Source organism: Sinisalibacter lacisalsi, assembly GCF_014640115.1.
GTDB classification, from domain to species: Bacteria; Pseudomonadota; Alphaproteobacteria; order Rhodobacterales; family Rhodobacteraceae; genus Sinisalibacter; species Sinisalibacter lacisalsi.
In genome coordinates this window covers 242,697-261,834 of sequence record NZ_BMGI01000006.1, presented here as the reverse complement: position 1 = coordinate 261,834, position 19,138 = coordinate 242,697, and the positions used below count along the sequence as shown (strand labels likewise).

Sequence of the window (19,138 nt, the reverse complement as noted above, 5' to 3'; positions counted from 1 at the left end):
TCACGGGTCTCCATGCAGTGCCGCGAACAGCCGCAGCGCCTGGGTGGTCTCGAAGGTATCATGCACGCGCAGGATGTGCACCCCTTCGGCGGCGCCGTGCAGCGCCACCGCGAGCGAACCCGCCATGCGGTCTTTCGCCTCCGGCGCGCCGCCGATCTCGCCGATGAAACGCTTGCGCGAAACCCCGAGCAGCAGCGGAAGGCCGAGATCGTGGAAGGCGGCGAGGTTGCGCAGAAGGGTCATGTTGTGCGCCCCGGTCTTGCCGAAGCCGATGCCCGGATCGGTGATGATCCGGTCGCGGGCGATGCCCTGGCCCAGGGCGTAGTCGATCCGCTCTTCGAGAAAGCCGAGCACCTCGGCCAGAACGTCATCGTAGGCCGGCGCCTTCTGCATGTCGGCAGGCGTGCCCTTGGCGTGCATAAGGCAGACCGGCACGCCGCGCTCGGCGCAAAGGGCGGCAAGCTCCGGATCATAGCCGAAGGCGGCCACGTCGTTTACCATGTCGGCGCCGGCGTCGAGCGCGACTTCGGCGACGGCGGCCTTGCGCGTGTCGATCGAGATCGGCGTGGTCACGCCGGCCTCGCGGATCGCCCGGATCACCGGCGCGGTGCGGTTGATCTCTTCCGTCACGCTCACGTCTTCCGCCCCCGGCCGGGTGCTTTCGCCGCCGATGTCGATGATGTCGGCCTCGTCCGCCATGCGGATCGCGCCCGCCACCGCCTTGCTCAATTCGGCGTGGTCGCCGCCGTCGGAAAAGCTGTCGGGCGTGACGTTGAGAATGCCCATGACCCGGGGCCGGTCGAGGCTCAGGCCACAGAGTGCGGGCCGCTCGGCGCTGAGCCGGGCGCGGCCCTCGGCGTTGAGACCGCCGGGCGAGATCACCTTCACGCCGCCATCCTCGCCGCGCCGCTCGATGGTGTTGAACCAGGCGCTGCGGCTGCCGGCGAGCGGCAGGCTGCCGCCATGGCCGGTGGACCGCTGCCCGAGGCGGGGAACCGGGCGGTAACGGATCGTCATGGCAGCTCCCCGGGGGCGAGGCTGCGGGCGGGAACCTCCGCCTCCGGCGCATCCAGGCCGACGCAAACCAGCTCGGTCGCGTGCATCAGCGCCGCGAACCAGGCCGTGAGCGCGGCCGCATCGCGCGGGCTGGCTGAGGGGCCGTCGACCGCATCGAGCACGATCTTCGACGGTGCCCAGACGCTGATCTGGCCGTGTTTCATCGCCCAGTCCAGCTCGGTGCGGGTGGAGACGACGACGCAACGGTCATCGCGTGCGGCGAGCACCCAGGCATTCTGCTCGATCGCCAGCAGGTCGATCCGGCGCTGGGTCATCGCGTGGCCGGTCTGCGGTGCGGGCAGGTCGTTGGGGCCAACGCAGAGGATCACCGGGCGCGGATCGGCGGCGAGCGCGTCCAGCAGGCTCGGCAGGCGCGCATCCCGGATCGCCTCGTTGGCAAAATGCAGCACCAGCGGGTGGGGCACCTCGTCGTCATCCGGCGCGGCGGGCGGGGTCTGGCCCCGCGAGCGCACGATTTCCACACCCAGTGCGCCGGGCCCCCGGTCGAGCTTCTCGATCCGGACGAAAACACGCAAAGCCTGCGGGGCGTGGAGGATGCGGTCGGCGACCTTGTCGGCCAGCGTCTCCAGCAGGTTCAGCCGTTCCTCGGCCAGTTCGTGGGCAATCGCCTCGGTGATCGTGTCGTAGGACAGGATCTTGTCGACGTCATCGTCGAGCGGCGCGCCCGGCGGCGCGACCTCGACGACCACGCTGAAATTCAGCCGCTGCCGCTTGCCGCGTTCCTGCTGGAAAGCGCCGATATCGGCTTCGACAACGTGATCGCGCAGCGAGATCCGGTCGTGCGGGCGGGTGGGCTGGCCGGTGGCCTCGGCCCGGGCCAAGGGGTGCTCGAAGGCGAGGCGGGTATCGGATGTCATCGCGGCGGTCTCCTTCCGGGCGGCACCATGGGACAAAGCCATGCGATTTGCCAGCCCCCGGTCGCCATATGCGGCTGACCACCGCCGACGCCCCGCACCGGCTCAGCGGTAGAAGTGGTGCACCCCGATCGAGGCCGTGCGGTCGAACTTGCGCGACCAGCTCGGGGCCACCGCGTCGGTGTGGTAGAACAGCGCGCCCTTGGTAAGGCTGCGCGGCGCACCCTCGAGCATCGCGCGGGCAACCTTGCCCACCCGCACGAACGCGGCGGGATTGTTGATGTGCTCGGGTGCGCCGTCGCAGGTATAGGTGAACTGGCAGGCGTAACGCTTGCCGGTGCCCTGCTTGACGACGCCGCAGACGCTGTCGGGGTAGCGGGCCGATTCGACGCGGTTGAGGATCACCTCGGCGACCGCGAAAAGCCCCGGCGCGGTCTCGCCGCGGGCCTCGAAATAGAGCGCTTCGGAGAGGCACCGCCACTGTTCCCCGCCCTTTGCGACAGGCTGGCTTGAGATCCAGTCCTCCGAATGCAGCGCGGCCAGCGCGGACGAAGGGTTGACCGACGCGAGGCGTGCGATCCGGCTGGAGCCAACGCCGGCCAGCGCCGCGCGCTCGTTGCCGATCAGTTTCGCGATCAGGGCCTCCGGCGCGCCGGGGCCCTCGGCGACGGCGGCCGATGTGAAGATGCCCAGCGCGGCGAGCGCGCCAAGAACGATCCGTCCCATGTATCCCCCCATTCTCGGGCGTTGCGGGGCGACGCCCGGTTGCGGGCGGACATAGCGCAAAACGGGGGATTCGTCCACGTTTTGCGACCTCTATAGTGGTGCAGGTATCACCACCTACAAGATGTGGTGTTGGCCACGTATATCTTGGGGCGTGTTATCGCGATCCCGCGCGGCTCAATACATCCGGGGCGGGCGCTCCGCACCGCGTTCGGCGATGGCGAGATGCGCGGCGGCGAGTCGCGCCACCGGCACACGGAACGGCGAACAGGAGACGTAATCGAAGCCCGCGGCGCGGCAGAAGGCGATCGATTCAGGGTTGCCGCCATGCTCGCCACAGACCGACAGCGTGACGCCGGGGTTGGCGGCCCGCCCACGCTCCGCGCCGATGGTCAGAAGCTCTCCCACGCCGTCCGGGTCGAGCACGTGAAACGGGTCTTCGTCGTAGACGCCCTGGTTCACGTACTGGCTCATGAAGCGCCCGGCGTCGTCGCGCGAGAGTCCGTATGTCATCTGCGTCAGGTCGTTGGTGCCGAAGCTGAGAAAGGCGGTGTAAGGCGCGATTTCACCCGCGCGCAGCGCCGCGCGCGGCGTTTCCACCATCACGCCCAGCCGGTAGTCGAACGCCGCGCCGCGCTCGACCCGCACCGCCGCCGCCACGGCGTCGATCCGCGCCTTCACGATCTCGACCTCGCGGCGCGCCGAAACCAGCGGGATCATGATCTCCGGCACCACAGCGCCGCCCGATTGCGCCACGTCCACCAGCGCCTCGAAGATCGCGCGCGCCTGCATGTCGTAGATTTCGGGCACGGTCAGGCCCAGCCGCACGCCGCGCATCCCCAGCATCGGGTTGAACTCGGACAGCGCCTCGGCGCGGCGGGTCACGTCCGAAAGCGGAAGATCGAGAGCTTCCGCCAACTCGCGCAGCCCCTCGCGCCCTTGCGGCAGAAACTCGTGCAACGGCAAATCGAACAGCCGGATCGTCACCGGCCTGTCGTGCATGATCGAGAACAGCTCGATGAAATCGGCGCGCTGCATAGGCAGGATGCGGTCGAGGATCGAGCGGCGGTCCTCGGCGTCGTCGGCGAAGATCATCTCGCGCATCGCGAGCAGGCGGTCTTCGGCGAAGAACATGTGCTCGGTGCGTGCAAGCCCGATCCCCTCGGCCTCGAACATGCGGGCCTTGCGCGCGTCTTCCGGCGTATCGGCATTGGCGCGCACACCGATGTCGCGCGCGGCATCGGCCCAGGCGAGCAGGGTGGAAAAGTTCTCGCCCAGCGCCGGCGCCAGCATCGGCGCGGCCCCGGAAATGGCGTGGCCCCGGGTGCCGTCGATGGTGATTACGTCGCCCTCGCGCAAAACCCGGCCGTTGGGCAGCGTCATCGTGCCGGCCCTGAGGTCGAGCGCCATGTCGGACACGCCGACGACACAGGGCAGCCCCAGCCCGCGCGCGATCACCGCGGCGTGGCTCGTCACCCCGCCGCGCTCGGTGAGCACCGCGCGCGCCGCGTGCATACCGCGAATGTCCTCCGGCGTGGTTTCACGGCGCACGAGGATGCTCGGCTCGTCCTGCGCCGCCATCGCCTGCGCCGCGCGCGACGAAAACACGATCTTGCCGGTGGCGCCGCCCGGCGATGCGGGAATGCCCCGCGCAATCACCTCGCGCGCGCCCTCGGGATCGACCTGGCTGTGCAGAAGCTCCGGCAGCGAGCGCGGCGGCACGCGCAGCACCGCCTCGTCCTCCGAGATGATCCCGTCCTTCGCCAGCGCCACCGCGATGCGCAGGTTGGCGCGCGAGTTGCGCGGCACGCGCACCGCGTCGAGGATGAACAAGCGCTCGTTCTCGACGGCGAACTCGATCTGCATTTCCTCGCGCAGCCGGCGCCGGGCAAGATCGCCGTAGCGCATCAGGTCGTCCCAGACACCGGGCAGAACCTGCTCGATCGAACGCCCGCGCGCATCGGCGGCGAGGTAGAGGATCGCGCCCTCGTCCTCCTTGGCGGTGAGCGCATCGCGCCCCTGCGCCTGGCACATGTAGCGGCCGCGGATCTCGCGTTGGCCGGTGCTGCCGTCGACGAACTGGATCACCCCCGAGCCCGAGAGCCCGTTGCCGACGCCGAGCGCCATCTTCTGCACCACCAGCCCCAGCCCGGCATCGGCGGGCGCGCCCTTGGCCTCGCGCAGAAGCCGTGCCGTGGTGCCCTCCCAGGCCCGCGCCATCGAGCGCAGAACCTCGCCGAGCTGGCGCTTGGGGTCTTGCGGAAACCGCTCGTCGGTTTCCGCCTCGTAGGCGGCGAGCGCGCGTTGCAGAGCTTCGGCGGTTGGGATCGCCACGGTTTCGAACTCGTCCGCGTCGAGCCGGGCGACGTGCACGGCGAAAGACTGGATGAAACGCAGGTAGAGCGCGTTCGCCGCCGGCTCGCCGTGGCTGGCCGCGAGCCGGGCGTGCAGCGCATCGTTCATGCCGATGTTCAGGATCGCGCCCGGCCCGCCCCAGTCGGGATCCTGCGAGGAGGGGCGCACCGAAACCAGCGGGTCGGGGCCGAACAGCGCCAGCATGGCGTCGAGATCGGGCATGTCACCGGCCGACAGCGCATGCACCGCGTCGAAATCGAGCGCCAGAGTGCGCGGCACCGGCATGTCGAGCCGGATCAGGCGTTGCAGGCACTTCGCCCGCCCGCCATGCCGCTCGGCCGAGATCGCCGCCGTGGGGGTGATCTCGTCGAACCCGGTGATCTCTGACAGGCCCTGTTTTTTCTGCACCGCAGCAACTCCTTTGAGCCGAAGATAGCGCCGAACCGCCGCGAGACAAGCGCCGCGGCGCGGAAAACGCCCGATCCCCTTCATCCTGGCCCAAATACGTCCGCCGGAGGCAAGGCGTTTCAAAACGCCTTACACGCGATTGCGAAATCGCGTGCCCCGGTTTCAGCCCTCGATCCGGGTGAGATCGGCCACCCGCAGGCAGATATCGCGGATGCGGGCGAGCAGGTTGAGCCGGTTGCGGCGCAGGATCTGGTTTTCGGTGTTGATCTGCACCGCCTCGAAGAAGGCGTCGATCGGGCCGCGCAGCTCCGCCATCGCTCCCATCGCGGCGGCGAAATCCTCCGAGATCATCGCCGGGCCGATCTTCGCCTCGGCCGCATCGAGCGCGGCAAACAATGCCTTCTCGGTCTCGTCCTCGGCGAATTTCACGTCCGGCCCGTAAGAATACTCCACCCCGTCCGCTTCCTCGGCTTGGGCGAGAATGTTGTTGGCCCGCTTGAAGCCCTGGATCAGGTTGGCGCCGTCGTCGGTGTCGAGCACCGCCTGAAGCGCGCGGGCGCGGGCGACCAGGAGGGTGAGATCGTCGTTGCCGGGCATGTTCACGCAGGCGTCGATCACGTCGTGACGGATACCCTCCTCGCGCAGGTGCACCTTGAGGCGGTCGTGGATGAAGGCGAGGAGGTCGTCCGACAGGTCCGGCATGGTCTCGCGGACACGCGCGAGGTAGCTGCCATCGTGGGTTGGCGGCGCCTTGTCTGCCTTGTGCAGGGCTTTCAGAACCACGTCGAAGGCCGCGCCGAATACGCCGTGCTTGGCGATCTCTTGAAGCGTCTGCTCGAGCGCGTCGATCTCCGTCTCGTGGGCATCGTCCGCCCGGGCGCGGGCGATTTCGTGCTTCAGGAGCTGGGCGTCGATGAACTGGTCGAGCCGCAGGCGCACCCCGTTCGCCAGCACCAGCCGGATCACCCCGAGCGCCGCGCGCCGCAGCGCAAACGGGTCTTTCGACCCGGTGGGTTTCTCGTCGATCGCCCAGAACCCGGTGAGGGTATCGAGCTTGTCGGCCAGCGCCACGGCGACGGAGACCGGCGCGGTGGGCACGTCGTCAGACGGCCCGAGCGGCGAATAATGTTCCTCGCAGGCCGCGGCCACCTGCGGATCAAGCCCGGCGGCCTCGGCGTAATAGCGCCCCATGATCCCCTGCAACTCGGGGAATTCGTAGACCATTTCCGACGAGAGATCGGCCTTGGCCACCTTCGCCGCCTGCGCGGCAAGGTCGGCATCCGCGCCCACCACCGGGGCGATCTCGCGCGCCAGCGCGGCAATGCGCTCGATCCGGTCGCGCTGGCTGCCCAGCTTGTTGTGGAAGGTGACGTTGCCGAGCCGGTCGGTCCAGGCCTCAAGGCCCTGCGCCTTGGCCTGCCGCAGATCGTTTTCCCAGAAAAACTTGGCATCCGAGAGCCGGGCGGCGAGCACCTTCTGGTTGCCCGCAAGGATGGTGACGCCGTGATCGGCGGTGTCGCGGTTGGCGACGGTGACGAATTTCTCGATCCGGCCGCTGCCGGGGTTCTTCACCGAGAAGAACTTCTGGTGCTCCTTCATCGAGGTTTGCAGCACCTCCGGCGGCAGCTCGATGAACTCGTCGGCGATATCGCCCAGAAGCACCACCGGCCATTCCACCAGCCCCGCCACCTCGGCGAGGAGGCCTGCGTCTTCGACCACCTCGAAGCCCAGCGCGAAGGCCTTTTGCTGCGCGTCGTGCCAGATCGTCCCGGCCCGCTCGGTGGGGTCAAGCACGACATGGGCGGCCTTCAGCTTCGCCACGTAATCCTCGAAGGACGCCACCCGGATCTCGCCCGGCGCCATGAAGCGGTGGCCGCGCGTGGTGTCGCCCGCCTTGAGGCCGTCGATCTCGAGCGGCACCACCTGCGGCCCGTGCTCATCGGTGAGGATGCAGAGGATCGAGTGCAGCGGCCGCACCCAGCGCAAGGAGCCCACGCCCCATCGCATCGACTTCGGCCAGGGAAAGCCACGCACCGTGGCCTCCAGCACCTCCGCCACGATCTCGGCGGCGGGGCGGCCCTTGTGTTCGATCGTCGCGAACCAGACAGCACCCTTCGGCGTGTCGCGCTCCTCCAGCTGGTCGCGGGTCACCCCGGCGCCGCGCAGGAAGCCCTCGATCGCCTTGTCGGGCGCGCCCACCTTGGGCCCCTTGCGCTCCTCGCGCCGATCCGGGCTCACCGCCGGCAATCCCTCCAGCGTGAGCGCGAGGCGGCGCGGGGTGGCGGCGGCGGCGGCGGCGGCGTAGGTGAGCCCGGCTTCCACCAGCCCGTCGGTGACGAGCTTCTTCAGGTCTTGCGCCGCCCGCGCCTGCATCCGCGCCGGGATTTCCTCCGAGAAGAGTTCGATCAGCAGGTCCATGCGGTCAGTCCTGATATTTTTCGTTGAGTTGACGCCAGGCGAAGGCCCGGCCATCGGGGAAGACGGCGACGACGAGATCGACCCCGTCGGAGATGTTGCGCTGCCCGAGGAAGGCCAGCGCCTCGCCGCGTTCCAGCGCCTCGCCGATGGTCACCGCGTCGTAGCAGCCGAACCATCCGGGGCCGGTGAGCGGCGCGGCCTCGGGGTAGGCGGCGTAGGTTTCGGTGAGGGTTGCCAGGCTCTGCCCGGTTTCGAAACAGGCGCGGTAGCGCAGCGGCGACGAGGTGGCGTCGATCCCCTCGAAGCCCGAGATCACGATCGGCTCGGGCTGGCCGGTGGCGACGTTGACGAGGGTGATCGCGGCATCGTCCGCCGATACCTCGTCGTAGAAGGCGTAAAGCTGCAGCCAGTAGATCGCCACCCCGGCGATGAGCGCGGTCAACACGACGAAACTCCCGACGATCTTGCCACTCACGCGCCAGCTCCCCCGGCTTCGGTCAGCACGAAGGCGTCGGCGCACATCTTGGCCAGCGCCCGCACCCGGCCGATATAGGCCTGCCGCTCGGTGACCGAGATCACGCCGCGGGCGTCGAGCAGGTTGAAGATGTGGCTGGCCTTGATGCACTGGTCATAGGCCGGGTGGGCCATGACGATCTCGCGGCCGGTTTTCGGGTCGGTCGCCGGGTGGTCAAGGATCGCCTTGCACTCGGCCTCGGCGTCTTCGAAGTGGCGAAACAGGATCTCGGTTTCGGCCACGTCGAAGTTGAAGCGGGAGTATTCGCGCTCGGTCTGGCGGAAAATGTCGCCGTAGCTCAGCGGGATCGGCGCGGTGGGGGCGTTGAACGGCATGTCCATCACGTGGTCGATGCCGAGCACATACATCGCCAGCCGTTCGAGCCCGTAGGTGAGCTCACCCGAGACCGGGCGGCAGTCATGCCCGCCGACCTGCTGGAAATAGGTGAACTGGCTCACCTCCATGCCGTCGCACCAGACCTCCCAGCCCAGCCCCCAGGCGCCCAGGGTGGGGCTTTCCCAGTCGTCCTCGACGAAGCGGATATCGTGCATCGCCATGTCGATGCCGATGGCTTCGAGCGAGCCGAGGTAGAGCTCCTGCAGGTCGGGCGGGCTGGGTTTGATCAGCACCTGGTATTGGTAGTAGTGCTGCAGCCGGTTGGGGTTTTCGCCGTAGCGCCCGTCGGTGGGCCGGCGCGAGGGCTGGACGTAGGCCGCGGCCCAGGGCTGGCTGCCGAGCGCGCGCAGCGTGGTGGCGGGATGAAAGGTGCCCGCGCCCACTTCCATGTCGTAGGGCTGCAGCACCGCGCAACCCTTCTCGGCCCAGTAGTTCTGAAGCCTGAGGATGATCTCCTGGAAGCTCTTCGGTTGGGTGAGCGTGGTGTTGGCCATGGCATGCGTCCTCGCGCGGGAAGTGCGCGCACTCAATAGGCTTTGCGCCGGGGCGGGTCAATCGGCCCCGGCCGGATCACAACCCCGCGGGGAGGGGGCCGGGCCTGCTTGACCTCCGGCCCCGCCTTGGTGTTACTGGCTCGAACGGTTTGTATGAAAACCCGGGGGGTTACAGGGATATGTCACGCGCGGTTGCCGCATTCATTCTTTTTGTCAGCATTTTTTCCACCAGCGCCGCGCAGGCGCAGCAAAGCTATTGGGTGCAGGTCGAGGCCAACGCCACGCTGCGCGAAGCCGAGGCCGCGGCCCGGCGCTATTCCCAGGCCATCGCCGACGTGAACGGCTTCCGACTTGGCCAGAGCGGCTGGTATGCGGTCGCGCTCGGGCCCTACACCGAGACCGGCGCGACCGAGACGTTGCTCGAACTGCGCGGGCGCGGCCTGCTTCCCGGCGACGCCTATGTTTCCGACAGCACGGCCTATGGCCAGCAATTCTGGCCGGTGGGGGCGAACGCGCTGGGCGCGGCTCCGATGGCGGTGGAACCGGCGGCGCCGGAACCTGCGGAGGCAAGCCAGGAGTTGGCCGAGACCGCCCCCGAGCCCGCGCCCGAACCCGATCCGCTCCAGGCGCCGGAGGAGACCCGGCAAGAGGCGCTGCGCTCCGAGCAGACGCTGGATTTCGACCAGCGCAAGGAACTCCAGGTCGCGCTGCAATGGGAGGGCTACTACCGCTCGATGATCGACGGCGCGTTCGGCCCCGGCACCCGGGGCGCGATGTCGGCCTGGCAGGAAGCCAACGGTTTCGAGATCACCGGCGTGCTCACCACCCGGCAGCGCGCGCTGCTGCTCAAGGGCTATTACGATGTGCTCGACTCGATGGGGCTGGCCAGCGTGACCGACGCCGAGGCCGGGATCGAGATTACCCTGCCGGCCGCGATGGTCGGCTTCTCCCGCTACGAAGCGCCCTTCGCCCACTACGAGGGCGACGAGGGCGTGCGCGTGATCCTGATCAGCCAACGCGGCGACCGGGCAACGCTCTACGGGCTTTACGACATCCTGCAGACGCTCGAAGTGGTGCCGGTCGAGGGCGAACGCCGCCGGCGCGACAGCGATTTCACCATCGAGGGTGCGAACGATGAGCTGATCTCCTACACCTACGCCACGCTTGCCGATGGCGCGGTGAAGGGCTTCATGCTGATCTGGCCTCAGGGCGATGCGGTGACCGACCCCGAAACCGGGGAGACCACCCGCGAGATCGACCGCCGCCGCGCCATGGTGCTCGACGCGATGCGCTCGAGCTTCACATCCACCGGCGCCGCCGTGCTTGACGACAACGCCGGGCTCGACACCACCACCCAGTCGATCGACCTGATCTCGGGGCTCGAGATCCGCCGCGCCGAGAAGGCGCGCTCGGGGGTCTATGTCTCGGCGCAGGGCGCGGTGTTGACCACCACCGAGGCGGTCGCCGGCTGCGGCCGGATCACGCTCGATGAAAGCTATGACGCCACCGTGGCGGCCACCGACGACACGATCGGGATCGCGCTGCTCCGGCCCACGCGGCAGCTTGCGCCGATGCGGGTGGCCGAACTGCTGACCTTCGAGCCGCGGCTGCAGTCGGAACTCGCGGTGGCGGGTTATTCCTACGGCGGGCGGCTGTCTTCGCCGACGCTGACCTACGGCAAACTGGCCGATGTGCGCGGGCTTGCGGGCGAGGATACCATCGCCCGCCTCGACATCCGCGCGCAGGATGGCGACACCGGCGGCCCGGTGCTCGACCAGGGCGGTGCGGTGGTTGGCATGTTGCTGGCCTCGCTCACCGGCGGGGAGCGGCTGCTGCCCGCTGACGTGGGCTTCGCCGCCAAGTCCGCCACGCTTGCGGATTTTCTCGCCGCCAACGGTGTGACCGCCTCGCTCACCGAGACGCAAGGCGCGCTCACGCCCTACGATCTCTCGGCGCTGGCGGCGGATATCACCGTGTTGGTGAGCTGCTGGGAGTAGCACCGCGCGCCACGCCATCCCGACAAACGCCCGCCCGACCCGGCGGGCGTTTTTCATGGCTTTCGCGGCGGGCGTTGCGCGGTATGCGAAGGTAGGCTTTGCCAAGGCCGCGCCTGCGCGCTAGGTCAAGGCGACGACAGGATGGAGGATCACATGACCGCGCTTCGCAACGATATCGACCCCGACGGGCTGCTTGAATTCTCGGTGGTGTTCACCGACCGCTCGCTCAACCACATGTCGGCCGCGTTCCAGCAGGTGATGCGCGACATCTCGGGCATCCTCAAGGAGGTCTACAACGCCGACGCGGTGGCGCTGGTGCCGGGGGGTGGAACCTACGCGATGGAAGCGGTGGCGCGGCAACTGGCCACCGGCAAGCGCGCCATGGTGATCCGCAACGGCTTTTTTTCCTTCCGCTGGAGCCAGATTTTCGAGATGGGCGGGATCCCCGAGGAGGAAACGGTGATGATGGCCCGGCGCACCGGCAACGCGCCGACCGCGCCCTTCGCGCCGGCCCCGATCGACGAGGTGGTGGCGAAGATCCACGACGAGCGGCCCGAGGTGGTTTTCGCCCCGCACGTGGAAACCTCGAGCGGCATGATCCTGCCCGACGATTACATCGCCGCGGTGACGCAGGCGGTGCACGAGGTGGGCGGGCTGTTCGTGCTCGATTGCATCGCCTCGGGCACGGTCTGGATCGACATGAAGGCGCTGGGCGTCGACGTGCTGATCTCGGCGCCGCAGAAGGGATGGTCGGCGCAGCCCTCGGCGGGGCTCGTGATGATGAACGCCCGCGCCCGGGACACGGTCAAGGCGGCGCAGTCCACCTCCTTCGCCATCGACCTGGGCAAGTGGCTCTCGATCATGGAAGCCTACGAGAACGGAGGCCATGCCTATCACGCCACGATGCCGACGGACGCTCTGCGTGCCTTCCGCGACGTGATGCTGGAAACGAAGGAATACGGTTTTGAAAAACTCGCCGAGGCGCAGTGGGAGCAGGGCCGCCGGGTGCGCGCGGCGCTGAAGGCGCGCGGCATCCAGTCGGTTGCCGCCGAAGGCTTCGAGGCGCCGGGCGTCGTGGTGTCCTACACCGGCGACCCGGAGGTGCAGGCCGGGCGGGCCTTCGCCGCGCTCGGGCTTCAGATTGCCGCCGGGGTGCCGCTGATGGTGGGCGAGGGCGACGATTACCGCAGCTTCCGCCTCGGCCTGTTCGGCCTCGACAAGCTCTACGATGTCGAGGCGAGCGTGGCCCGGTTGGAGGCCGCGCTCGACAAGGTGTTCGGCTGAGGCGCTACTTGCCGACCGAGATCGTGATGAGCACCACGTAGATCAGCGGGACCAGCACGACCATCACCATGGTCAGCCCGGCGACACCGGCGAAGACGAAGCCAAGGGCGAGCGCCGCGACGAGCACGAGCGCGAGCAGGAAGGCTCCGATCTCGCCGGGGTTCGACTTGTAGCGGCCGTGCGTGGTGGGTTCGGTGGATGTGTTCTTGTTCATGAGCGCGTCTCCTAGAGTGTGACGCGCTTTTTGAACCATGTATCTGGCTGTCTGAATGCGGCAAGACGCCACGTTGCCCGGCGCGACCGGGCGCAACCGGGTGGGAAACGGGGCAGGCCGCCAGCGTCAGCCCGCCCGCAGCCGATGGACGGTTCTCAGCGACCGACCGACACGACCATCATCACGACGAACATGAGCAACGTGACGGCGAGCATCGCCAGAACGAGTGCGGGCAACATGGTCAGGCCTCCTTTCGGGTGGATAGAAGCACGTTTCCGCCTCAGCATAACGCCATGATCGCGCGTTTGTGAAGGCCCATGACGTCGCGGTTCAGCGCGGGCCGAGGCCCGCCCGCATCACGCCCTTGCGCACCGGTGAGATATCGTGCACCGCCTTTAACCCGGCAAGCCGCAGCGCCTGCACCGCCGCATCGCCGGAGCGGGCGACGCGGTTGAAGGCGTCGATCACCCGGGCGCGCGCGGCGATATCGGGTTTGCGGGCGGCCTCGTAGGCGGCGAGCGCGGCAGGCGTGCCGGGATCACCGGGCGATTTCCCCGCCGCGTCGAGCAGGGCGATAATGTCGTTGAGCGAGGTGTTGAGCCCCTGCGCGCCGATAGGTGGCAGGGCATGGGCAGCTTCGGCCACCACCGCCACGCGACCCTCGGTGAGCCGCTTGGCGGTCTGGGTGATGATCGGCCAGATCGAGCGGCGGCCTTCGAGGTGCATCCAGCCGAGCAGGCCGGTGGAGCGAATGAACATCACCTCCTCGAAGGCGGGCACCTCCATCTCCATCAACTCGACTGCGCGGGGGCCGAAATTCATCCAGACGATGGCCGAGGCGGGTTTGCCGCCGATGTCGGGCAGCGGCACGATGGTGAAAGGCCCACCCTCGTTGTAGATCTCGGTCGAGATATTGTCGTGCGGCAATTCGTGGGTGACGGTGAAGGCGAGCGATTTCTGGCCGTAGCGCGTGGTGGCAACCTCGATCCCCGCCGCCTCGCGCAGGGGGGAAAACTTGCCGTCGGCGGCGATGGCGAGGCGGGTGCGCACCCGGTCGCCGTTGTCGAGGCCGATGATCGCCTCGCCGGTGCGCTGCACGATGGTCTTGAACCCAGTGCCATAGAGCGCGGTGACGCCCGGGGCGTCCTGCAGGTAGCCCCAGAGCTCGCGGCGCACGACCCAGTTCATCAGGTTCCAGCCGAAGGGTTCATCGCCCATGTCGGAGGCAACGAAGGTGCGCCGGTCACGCACCACCGGGGGCCAGCCGGTGGTGTCGATCACCGCGAGGCTGTCGAGCGGCTTGGAGTGGGGTTCGAGCAGGGGCCAGAGGCCGCAGGCCTCGAACAGGTCGCGCGCCGGCCGCAGGAAGGCGGTGGAGCGCAGATCGGAGCCGTCGAGATCGGCCTCGGTGACCGGCGGCACCGGATCGGCCAGAACCACGGAGAAGCCGCGCGCGGCGAAGACGGCGGCGGCCACCTGGCCGGCGATCCCGCCGCCGGAGATGAAGATATCGGCGTCATGCGTCTGCATGGTCAATCCCTACTCCCGTTCCCGGACGGCGGGAAGGGGGCCTCGGACAGCTGCGACAGAAAGCCCGGCAGGTTGTCGGTGTGGTAGTGGATGTGGTCGGCCGGCGCGGCTTCGGGGGCGACGTGGACGGTGCGCATGCCCAGGGCGTGGGGCACCGCGAGGTTGCGCGGATCGTCCTCGAACATCGCCGCCGCCAGCGGATCGAGCCCGTCGGCGGCGAACACCGTCTCGAAAGCCTCGCGCGCGGGCTTGGGATGAAACTTGGCTTCCTCGACGCCATAGATCGCGTCGAACAGCCCCGACAGCCCGCGCGCCTCGATCACCCGTTCGGCATAGGGCACGGTGGCGTTGGTGTAGACGATCCGCCGGCCGGGCAGATCGCCGATCCGCGCGGCAAGGTCGGGATCGGGCTTCAGCGGGGCGAAGGAAATGTCATGCACCTCGACGAGATAGGGGCCGGGATCGACGCCGTGCTCGATCATCAGGCCGGCCAGCGTGGTGCCGTATTTGCGCCAGTAATGGTGCCGCAGCCGGTCGGCCTCGGCATGATCGACGCCGAGCGCCGCCATCACCCACCCGGTCATCCGCGTCTCGATCTGGTCGAAGAGGCGCGCCGAGGGCGGGTAAAGCGTGTTGTCGAGGTCGAAGACCCAGGTGGTGACGTGCGAGAAGCGTTGGTGCAGCATGCGGCGACCCTACGTCGGCGCTCGGGTCCGGGCAATGGGGCCGGTGGGCAAGCGCAAACACGTGTTGGCGAGCCCCGGTGCGATGATCCCGCCCGCTGGCATACCATGCCCTCGCACGGGTTGATCCTCTGCCCAAGCCGTGCATATTCGATGCAATTGTATACGGAGGCATACGTGTCAGACGAGAAGACCGCCCAGAAAGACGCCTACGGCCTCATCCTCGATGCGATCGACGCGGGGCTCTACAAGCCCGGCGAGCGCATGGTGGAGAGCGAGTTGGCGGAGCGCTTCGGCGTTTCGCGTACGCCGATCCGCGAGGCGCTGCAGCGGCTGGAGACGCAAAGCCTGCTCACCCGCGATGGCCGCTCGCTCGTGGTGGCTTCGCTCGATCACAACCAGCTCGCCGAGCTTTACGCGGTGCGCGCCGAGCTGGAGGGGCTGGCCGCGCGGCTCGCCGCCCAGCATGCCGCGCCGGAGGAGGTGCGGGTGCTGCGCGAGATGGTCGAGGACGACCGCGGGCTGGTGAACGATCCCGGCGCGCTCGCCCGGGCCAACCGGCGGTTCCACAAGCAGATCCACCTTGCCAGCCACAATCGCTACCTGGTCCAGCAACTCGATCTCGTGCATCGCACCATGGCGCTGCTCGCCACCACCTCGCTCGCGGTCGAGGGCCGGTCGCAGACCGCGATCGACGAGCACGACGCGATCGTGCGCGCGATCGAGGCGCGCGATGGCGATGGCGCCGACGAGGCCCTGCGCATCCATATCAGCCGCGCCTTCGAAACCCGGCTCAGGCTCGATTCGACCGGCGCAGAATCCCGCGCCTGATACCCCACACCTCGCCATCGCGGTGGTAGTGGCCGTGCTGGGTCTTGTCCCAGTAGAACGGCCTGGTGACCAGTTCGATCATCGCCTTCATCGCCGCCAGCGAGGCGAGCGGCCAGTAGACATGCAGCGTCGGCACCCATTTCATCAGGAAACGGTGGTCGGGCCCGGAGACGGCGAGCATGCCCACCGCGATGGTGAGGATCTCGGAAAAGGCGAACACGGCCGCCAGGCCCCAGAACATCGGCGCGGGCATTACCTCGATCAGCGGGTGCGGCAGGCCGAGCGGCAGGGCCCAGAAGCTCCACAGCACCGGCGCCAGCAGGAACTGGCTCAGCGAGCCCAGGAACAGGAGCTGCACACCGAGGAACTTGCGCAGCCCGACCTCTGCCAGAAGCCGGCGCGGGCGGCGCATGTGCACGACCCATGTCATCGCGTAGCCCTTGATCCAGCGCGAGCGCTGCTTGATCCATGGCCAGGGACGGCAATTGGCCTCTTCCCGCGTCACCGTGTCGATCAACTCGGTGCGGTAGCCGTGGCGGGCAAGGCGGATGCCGAGATCGGCGTCTTCGGTGACATTGTGGGCGTCCCACCCGCCCAGCTCTTCGAGCGCCGCGCGGCGAAAGAACAGCGTGGTGCCGCCGAGCGGCACGGCGAAGCCCATCCGCTCCAGCCCCGGCAGGATGATGCGGAACCAGGTGGCATATTCCACCGTGAAGGCGCGGGCGAGCCAGTTGGTTCGCGGATTGTAGAAATCGAGCACGCCCTGCAGGCAGGCAACCGATGGCCCGCGTTCGGCAAAGCGGCGCACCGCCTTGTGGATCTGCGCCGGCTCCGGGGCGTCCTCGGCGTCGTAGACCCCGATGATCGAGCCGCGGCAGAAATCGAGCGCGAAGTTGAGCGCGCGCGGCTTGGTGCGCACCGCGCCGCGCGGCACGATGATCTGGCGCATCCAGCGTGGCAGATCCGAGCGCGCCAGCGTGTCTTGCGTGGTGGTGTCGTCCTCCTCGACGACGAGGCAGATGTCGAGCAATTCGCGCGGGTAGTCGATCGCGGCGAGGCGCTTGACCAGCCGCCCGGCGATCTCGCGTTCCTTGAACAGGGGCACCATGATCGAAACCGTGGGCAGGCGCAGGAAACCGGGGCCGCCGGGGATCTGCGGGGGGGCCGACTCCACCCGGCTGCGGTGGCGCATGTGGGTGATCGCGGCGATCAGCTTCAGGCCGGTATTGGCGACGAGCGTGGCCACCGCCCAGGCCACCAGCAGGGCAAACCCCCACACCGGCGACAGCAGGAAGACGGCGGTTATCGCGGCGAGAAAGGCGGCGGTATAGCGCCAGACCGGGCCACTCTTCCAACTCCGGCAGCTTTCGTGCTCGGCAACGCGGGTTTCGGCGCGCCCGGCCAGCGCACGGTGACGGGCGGCGACGAGGGCGGCCTGGATGTCGTCCTCAGGCGCGACGGCGAGGCGGACCCGGCCGAAGCTTTCGGGCAGCGTGGGGGCAAGACGGGCGAATTCGTCGGGTCGCGAACAGATCACCACCGTGGCCCCGCCCGCGCGCTTCCACGGCAAGATGCCGTTGCGGATGCAGAAATCGGCGCCGAGCGCGTCGATCAGCCTCGGATCGGGCCGTTCGCGGCGCAGGTCGGCGACGACGGTGCCGTATTGCTCGGCCAGCGTGGCATAGAGCGCCTCGGTGGTCACCATGCCGTGGGCGAGCAGGATATCGCCGAAGCGGGCCTCTTCGCGGGCCTGCAGGGCCAGCGCGCGGGCGAGGTCTTCCGGGCTGAGTGCGCCGCGTTCCAGCAGCATCTGGCCCACCAGCCGGCGCGGCGTCTGGCTGCTGGCGGAGGGCCTTGTGCGCCGGGCGACGACGCGCAGGCTCCGGAGCGGTTCGATGATGCGTGGCGGCTCGGCGCGGAAGATGCGCAGCGGCGGGGTGGCGGGGGCCGGGAAGGCGATCAGGCCCCCGTCGCCCGGCGGCGGCGGTGCGGGCGCGCGCGCCGCGCCGCCCGCACCGGGAACGGTGAGGAAGCGGGGAAGCGAAACCTGATCCGGCGCGATTGCCATTGCCCTGCCCGAGCTGTTGTTTCGGGCAGGATGCGCGCGGGCGGGTTAATGCAAGGTTAACGCGGGCCCAAGACGCGACGCGCGGGCTATTTCCGGGCGGCCATCGCCTCGGCGAAACGCTCGAACAGGTAGTAGCTGTCCATCGGGCCGGGGCTGGCCTCGGGGTGGTATTGCACCGAGAACACCGGGCGATCCTCCATCGCGATGCCGCAATTCGAGCCGTCGAACAGCGAGACGTGGGTTTCCTTCACGCCCTTGGGCAGGGTCTGGCTGTCGACGGTGAAGCCGTGGTTCATCGAGGTGATCTCGACCTTGCCGGTGGTGTAGTCCTTCACCGGGTGGTTGGCGCCGTGGTGGCCGTGGTTCATCTTCACGGTTTTGGCGCCCAGCGCCAGCGCCAGCATCTGATGACCAAGGCAGATGCCGAAAACCGGCAGGTCGGTGGTGTCGAGCAGTTCGCGGATCATCGGCACGGCATATTCGCCGGTTGCCGCCGGATCGCCCGGGCCGTTGGAGAGGAAGATCCCGTCGGGGCCGAGCGCCTTCACCTCCTCGGCGGTGGCGGTGGCGGGCAGAACGGTCACCTCGCAACCCGCCGACGCCAGCGAGCGCAGGATGTTGCGCTTGGCGCCGTAGTCGATCGCCACGACCTTGTGGACGGGGTTTTCCTGTTTCGGGTAGCCGTCGGGCCAGGCCCAGCGCATCTCGTCCCAGCGGTAGGACTGCCGGCAGGTGACCTCCTTGGCGAGATCGAGCCCGACGAGGCCGGGGAAGGCGCGGGCCTTGGCGACCAGTGCCTCGATGTCGAAATTGCCTTCGGGATCGTGCGCGAGCGCCACGTGCGGGCTGCCCTGCTGGCGAATCGCGCGGGTGAGGCGGCGGGTGTCGACGCCGCCGATGCCGATCCGGCCGCGCTTGGTGAGCCAGTCGGTGAGCGGTTCGGCCGCGCGCCAGTTCGAGGGTTCGGTCGGATCCCATTTCACCACCATGCCGGCGGCGACGGGCTCGTTCGCCTCGTCGTCTTCCGGGTTCGTGCCGACGTTGCCGACATGCGGGAAGGTGAAGGTGACGACCTGGCCGGCGTAGGAGGGATCGGTCATGATTTCCTGGTAGCCGGTCATCGCGGTGTTGAAGCACAGCTCGGCGGTGGTGTCGCCTACGGCGCCGAAACCTTCGCCGTAGAAGATCGTGCCATCGGCGAGCGCGAGGCAGGCGGTGGGTTTGCGGGTCCGGGATGTGGGCGCGGCAGCAGGCATGGCGGTTCCCCTCTGGCCAAATTGTCGCTTTCCTAC

15 protein-coding genes are annotated in these 19,138 nt (G+C 68.6%); 3 read left to right on the top strand and 12 right to left on the bottom strand.

The annotated features are described in order from the left end of the window. The 7 genes from folP to IEW01_RS17050 all read right to left on the bottom strand — a co-directional run bounded on the left by folP (position 1) and on the right by IEW01_RS17050 (position 9,239). Positions 1-1,017, bottom strand: a complete 1,017-nt coding sequence (folP, locus tag IEW01_RS17080; RefSeq protein WP_188530096.1) for a dihydropteroate synthase — start codon at positions 1,015-1,017, stop codon at positions 1-3. After that, positions 1,014-1,934: a dihydroneopterin aldolase gene (locus tag IEW01_RS17075; RefSeq protein ID WP_188530094.1), complete on the bottom strand. Its 921-nt coding sequence runs from the start codon at positions 1,932-1,934 to the stop codon at positions 1,014-1,016. Before IEW01_RS17075 ends, folP begins: the two co-directional genes overlap by 4 nt. A 102-nt stretch (positions 1,935-2,036) precedes the next feature. Next, positions 2,037-2,657: a cell wall hydrolase gene (locus IEW01_RS17070; RefSeq protein WP_188530092.1), complete on the bottom strand. Its 621-nt coding sequence runs from the start codon at positions 2,655-2,657 to the stop codon at positions 2,037-2,039. 174 nt (positions 2,658-2,831) lie between these two features. Next, complete coding sequence (locus IEW01_RS17065) at positions 2,832-5,417, bottom strand: putative PEP-binding protein (protein ID WP_229738327.1); 2,586 nt, start codon at positions 5,415-5,417, stop codon at positions 2,832-2,834. Between the two features lie 162 nt (positions 5,418-5,579). Beyond that, on the bottom strand, positions 5,580-7,835 hold the full coding sequence (glyS, locus tag IEW01_RS17060; protein ID WP_188530088.1) for a glycine--tRNA ligase subunit beta: 2,256 nt from the start codon (positions 7,833-7,835) through the stop codon (positions 5,580-5,582). A 4-nt stretch (positions 7,836-7,839) separates the two neighbouring features. Then, complete coding sequence (locus tag IEW01_RS17055) at positions 7,840-8,310, bottom strand: DUF6446 family protein (RefSeq protein ID WP_188530086.1); 471 nt, start codon at positions 8,308-8,310, stop codon at positions 7,840-7,842. Beyond that, complete coding sequence (locus tag IEW01_RS17050) at positions 8,307-9,239, bottom strand: glycine--tRNA ligase subunit alpha (protein ID WP_188530084.1); 933 nt, start codon at positions 9,237-9,239, stop codon at positions 8,307-8,309. Before IEW01_RS17050 ends, IEW01_RS17055 begins: the two co-directional genes overlap by 4 nt. Positions 9,240-9,418: 179 nt before the next feature. Here IEW01_RS17050 and IEW01_RS17045 point away from each other — a divergent pair, with 179 nt between their 5' ends. Together IEW01_RS17045 and IEW01_RS17040 are read left to right on the top strand one after the other, a co-directional pair. Further along, complete coding sequence (locus IEW01_RS17045) at positions 9,419-11,236, top strand: serine protease (protein WP_188530083.1); 1,818 nt, start codon at positions 9,419-9,421, stop codon at positions 11,234-11,236. 153 nt (positions 11,237-11,389) lie between these two features. Beyond that, positions 11,390-12,520, top strand: coding sequence for an aminotransferase class V-fold PLP-dependent enzyme (locus tag IEW01_RS17040; protein WP_188530081.1), 1,131 nt, complete (start codon positions 11,390-11,392; stop codon positions 12,518-12,520). A 4-nt stretch (positions 12,521-12,524) separates the two neighbouring features. Here the strand turns inward: IEW01_RS17040 and IEW01_RS17035 are convergent, their stop codons facing one another. From IEW01_RS17035 to IEW01_RS17025, 3 genes are all read right to left on the bottom strand, one after another. After that, positions 12,525-12,734: a hypothetical protein gene (locus IEW01_RS17035; RefSeq protein WP_188530079.1), complete on the bottom strand. Its 210-nt coding sequence runs from the start codon at positions 12,732-12,734 to the stop codon at positions 12,525-12,527. 330 nt (positions 12,735-13,064) lie between these two features. Beyond that, positions 13,065-14,264: an FAD-dependent monooxygenase gene (locus IEW01_RS17030; RefSeq protein WP_188530284.1), complete on the bottom strand. Its 1,200-nt coding sequence runs from the start codon at positions 14,262-14,264 to the stop codon at positions 13,065-13,067. Between the two features lie 2 nt (positions 14,265-14,266). After that, positions 14,267-14,950 (bottom strand): pyrimidine 5'-nucleotidase, encoded by a 684-nt coding sequence (locus tag IEW01_RS17025; RefSeq protein WP_188530077.1) that lies wholly within the window; start codon positions 14,948-14,950, stop codon positions 14,267-14,269. Positions 14,951-15,124: 174 nt separating this feature from the next. Between IEW01_RS17025 and IEW01_RS17020 the strand changes: the two genes are divergently transcribed. Next, positions 15,125-15,778 carry a GntR family transcriptional regulator gene (locus tag IEW01_RS17020; RefSeq protein ID WP_188530075.1) on the top strand — a complete coding sequence of 218 codons (654 nt, stop codon included), beginning with the start codon at positions 15,125-15,127 and terminating at the stop codon, positions 15,776-15,778. Here the strand turns inward: IEW01_RS17020 and IEW01_RS17015 are convergent. After that, positions 15,741-17,846: a glycosyltransferase gene (locus IEW01_RS17015; protein WP_229738326.1), complete on the bottom strand. Its 2,106-nt coding sequence runs from the start codon at positions 17,844-17,846 to the stop codon at positions 15,741-15,743. The two genes, IEW01_RS17020 and IEW01_RS17015, sit on opposite strands and share 38 nt — an antisense overlap. A gap of 86 nt (positions 17,847-17,932) precedes the next feature. After that, complete coding sequence (gene carA, locus IEW01_RS17010; protein ID WP_188530073.1) at positions 17,933-19,102, bottom strand: glutamine-hydrolyzing carbamoyl-phosphate synthase small subunit; 1,170 nt, start codon at positions 19,100-19,102, stop codon at positions 17,933-17,935. Positions 19,103-19,138: the final 36 nt, after the last annotated feature.